The organism is Hespellia stercorisuis DSM 15480 (assembly GCF_900142165.1).
Classification (GTDB): domain Bacteria; phylum Bacillota; class Clostridia; order Lachnospirales; family Lachnospiraceae; genus Hespellia; species Hespellia stercorisuis.
The window spans coordinates 1-2,596 of record NZ_FQZY01000134.1; the positions used below are offsets into that span (position 1 = coordinate 1).

Annotated in this window: 3 protein-coding genes; all 3 read left to right on the forward strand. The window is 32.7% G+C overall.

Features of this window, described 5'->3' with window-relative positions; translation table 11 throughout:
• The first annotated feature begins 516 nt into the window (after positions 1 to 516).
• The 3 genes from BUB85_RS20665 to BUB85_RS20675 all read left to right on the forward strand — a co-directional run bounded on the left by BUB85_RS20665 (position 517) and on the right by BUB85_RS20675 (position 2,253).
• Positions 517 to 798 carry an SF0329 family protein gene (locus BUB85_RS20665; RefSeq protein ID WP_073113349.1) on the forward strand — a complete coding sequence of 94 codons (282 nt, stop codon included), beginning with the start codon at positions 517 to 519 and terminating at the stop codon, positions 796 to 798.
• A gap of 20 nt (positions 799 to 818) precedes the next feature.
• A complete protein-coding gene (locus tag BUB85_RS20670; protein ID WP_073113350.1) occupies positions 819 to 1,613 on the forward strand; it encodes an MBL fold metallo-hydrolase in 795 nt (264 codons plus the stop codon).
• 130 nt (positions 1,614 to 1,743) lie between these two features.
• Entirely contained in the window at positions 1,744 to 2,253 is a 510-nt protein-coding gene (locus BUB85_RS20675) for a hypothetical protein (RefSeq protein WP_073113351.1), read from the forward strand.
• The last annotated feature ends 343 nt before the right edge of the window (positions 2,254 to 2,596 follow it).

Sequence of the window (2,596 nt, forward strand, 5' to 3'; positions counted from 1 at the left end):
GCATGGAATAAATGCTTTTACAGCAATCAGAGAAGCCCTTTTAGGGAATTCCGATATCATCTTTAACTAATGGAGTTCTGAACAGTTACCAAAAATTTATTAAGTGTTAAGTTACTAAAAAACAATCGATAAGATAAATGAGCAATTGGCAGAGGAGACTTCACCAAGAAAAAGGATTTATACTTTCATAATCAGGAGTTGGAGCAGGAACATGAAATTATTGATAAAGAAGAACTTGTAAAATATTACACGAAGAGATTGGATAACAAATGCTTGGAACGGATATGTGCAGAAATATAATTTGTTGGAAAAATGCTATTTTTCAACAAAATAAAATTTTATAAGGAGGACAGTCGGGCATTCCATTACAGTGTATGGCAGTTTCAAAAAGGGTATTACTTCGATCCAGATTGATGGTTGAACTACATCTTTGGTTCTAAGGGCACAAACTTGAAACCTCCGGCTTGTCGGCGAGATTATGAGCATATTTATACTTAATGCAGGAAGGGAAAATATATGTCAACTTGGAGTAGTATTAGGGCAAAGCTTGAAAAGGATTATCTTGCACCTTCGCTAAGAGGCAAGATACAGTATTTTGCTACATCTTACAGAAAATGTCCTGATCACGAAAGTCGTGCGGCTGTGCGACTAAATGGAAAAGAAATTTTAAAAAGCAGTTATTATGAATACTGTTTTGTGGAATGGAATATTCGTAAAGAAATTGATAAAAGCCACAAAGATTTAACTTATCAAGAACGATACAAATTGGCTCAAAAAAAACACTTAATGATTGGATAACTTTAGCGAGGAGGAACAGCATGAAAATAACGGCATTAGTTGAGAATGAAACAAAATGTGAATTAAAGCCTAAACACGGTCTGTCACTGTATATAGAAACTCAAAATCATAAAATCTTATTTGACTTAGGTCCTGATAGCACACTCTTTGAAAACGCAAAAGCGAGGGGAATCAATCTATCTGCCATTGATACAGTTATAATTTCACATGGACATATGGATCATGGTGGAGCCTTAAAACAATTTTTAAAAATAAATTCAACTGCTAAAATTTATGTGCAGAAAAAAGCATTTGAATCCCATTACAGTAAGTTTTTGTTCTTAAAAGTGAATGTTGGACTAAATAAAGAATTTCATAATCACCCACAAGTTATCCTATTTGATGGTGATTATCAGATTGATGATGAGTTAAGTTTATTTACGGTAAAAGATATAAGCAAGTGCTACTCCAATGCAAATGATGCTCTATATACGAAAAAATTAAAAGATGACTTTTCTCATGAACAAAATTTAATTATTAGGGAACATCAAACCGCTCTAATTATGGGATGTGGTCACACGGGTATCGTCAACATTATGAAAAAAGCCGAACAATACCGGCCTGCATTGTGCGTTGGAGGCTATCACTTATTTAATCCATTAACAAAGAAAACCGTTTCTGCAGAATTGCTAAATGAAATTGCTGGAGAATTGGGACTGTATTCTGAAACTAAGTTTTATACTTGCCATTGCACAGGAACAGTGGCATTTGACTTTCTTTCACAGCGATTATCCAATTTGTTTTACTTATCTTGTGGTGAAACAGTTACGGTATAGAGCAATCAAGGGAATAAGTATAATTTTCAATCTACAAGTCTACAGTTATTTAGTGCAAATCTAACTAGGGATTGTTTTGAAACGAATGTGTGTGCAAATTCACGTTAGCCGAATTTTATTGGGAGGTTGTATGGTATATTTTTGGATTGATATGAATTTTATTGGTAAGCACTTTTCACCTGTCAAATTCTTAAAAATGGTAGATTCGCAAGATTTTGAAATAGTGTATCAAAATGAGGTTGGCGATTTAATGAAGAAACCCTTTCAATGTGGATATAAGAGGAAATATGAATTTGGGACTTTATCAATTAGAAAAAAGCGTCAATTAGGTGGAATTGAGGTATATAGCGTTCCTAAAGAACAATCTTATGAAGAATGGTATGTTAACTTTTTAGAAGAACATTGTAAAAAACTTATAGAATGTGGTATAGAGGAAATTACATTGTTAACAACGATTTGTTTTATAACAAACGAACAATGCAACTTAGAGTATTTTAATAGAGAGCAGCTGAAACGACTGATGCAGCTGCCACTAAAATTAAATTTCCCCATCAGTGTATTTAATGATACTGAATCAGGACAAAAAGAAACCTTTATAAATAATGGGTATGAAGAAGTGGATAAATTATTGAGCAAATAAACATTTTATGAAACGGAGAAGGAGAAATGGGACACAGTAGGTGGAGCAAATTATAGAAGGAAATAAGCCTACTCCAAGCATAAAATTCTAAATACATTGTACGACATACAAAAGGGGTATTGATAATCAAAAGACATACCGTATTATATTCTTGATATTAACGAGGAATATGGAATAACATAATAACGTTACAGTGTTTGAATAAACGCTATTTTATGAGAATTAAAATTTGAAAAATTGATATAAAAAAAGGCTCAATCACAAATTTTGTGGGATAAAGGATTTCTGACATAAGTCTTCCTGCTGATATCAAACAGTTTAAGGAAGAAGTATTCATCATCAC

Bases quoted from the DNA above. Each gene is read 5' to 3' on its own strand.
- BUB85_RS20665 (WP_073113349.1), top strand. From the start codon at position 517: ATGTCAACTTGGAGTAGTATTAGGGCAAAGCTTGAAAAGGATTATCTT.
- BUB85_RS20670 (WP_073113350.1), top strand. From the start codon at position 819: ATGAAAATAACGGCATTAGTTGAGAATGAAACAAAATGTGAATTAAAG.
- BUB85_RS20675 (WP_073113351.1), top strand. From the start codon at position 1,744: ATGGTATATTTTTGGATTGATATGAATTTTATTGGTAAGCACTTTTCA.